The 978-nt window shown below is 45.2% G+C and carries 1 protein-coding gene; it reads left to right on the top strand.

Annotated elements, in window-relative coordinates:
- Nucleotides 1-103 precede the first annotated feature (103 nt).
- A partial coding sequence (locus GQR55_RS19950) for an IS4 family transposase (protein WP_206012158.1) occupies nucleotides 104-978 on the top strand: 875 nt, incomplete at its 3' end.

The raw sequence follows: 978 nt of genomic DNA, 5'->3' as shown, positions 1-978 counted from the left end.
CTGTCTCTTATACACAAATCCCTGCTAAGAAATTAGCGGGGATTTTTTTGAACTAAATCTCAATGTCATGATCAGATCTTCAAATCTTGTTTGAGGGCACATTATGATTAACGAACATACTCATTGGGCAAAACAACAATTCGGTAAATCGGACTTAGGTGATCCAAGAAGAACAGCGCGTCTGGTAAAGTTAGCATCAACGCTTGCAAATGAACCAGGAAAACCACTTGTGAACATCACTCAATCCCCCGCCGATATGGAAGGTGCCTACCGCTTTATTCGCAACGAGAATATTGACGCAACGGCTATAGCAGAGTCAGGCTTTAAAGCCACGGTTGAACAAGCAAAAAGTCATAACTTATTGCTCGCATTAGAAGACACGACCACACTAATTTATAAACATTCCTCCATTCGAGATGATTTGGGTCATGTCGGACGAGGAGCAAAACAACGAGGCTTGTTAGCTCATAGCGTATTACTGTTTGCGCCAGACACAAAGCAAGTTGTGGGATTAATTGAACAGTCTCGCTGGAGTCGTGATATCAACACGATTGGAAAAAGAGAAAAACACGCGACGACTTCTTACGAAGAAAAAGAAAGTTACAAGTGGGAGTCAGCGTCACGAGCGATGGCAGAGCGGCTGCAAGGACAAATGGCGAACGTGATATCGGTGTGTGACCGCGAAGCGGACATCTACGAATACTTGCAGTATAAACTAACCGAGCAGCAACGATTCGTCGTACGCTCGATGCAAAGTCGTCATATTGAAGAAGGTGAGGATAAGCTCTATGCGTTTGCAAGCGAGCTGATGAGTGCAGGCACCAAACACATCCACATTGCACAAAAAGGAGGAAGAAAAGCCCGAAGCGCAACACTGGATATCACCTATGCGCCAGTGACACTCAAAGCGCCTTACAATAAGAAAGGACACTCCCTCCCAGTTTACTATGTCGGCTGTGCAGAGCGAGGAAACGCTAA

Source organism: Pseudoalteromonas sp. Z1A8 (genome assembly GCF_011378855.1).
Lineage (GTDB): Bacteria > Pseudomonadota > Gammaproteobacteria > Enterobacterales > Alteromonadaceae > Pseudoalteromonas.
The sequence above is the reverse complement of the archived record's forward strand: the minus strand, read 5'-3'. Positions and strand labels throughout refer to the sequence as shown.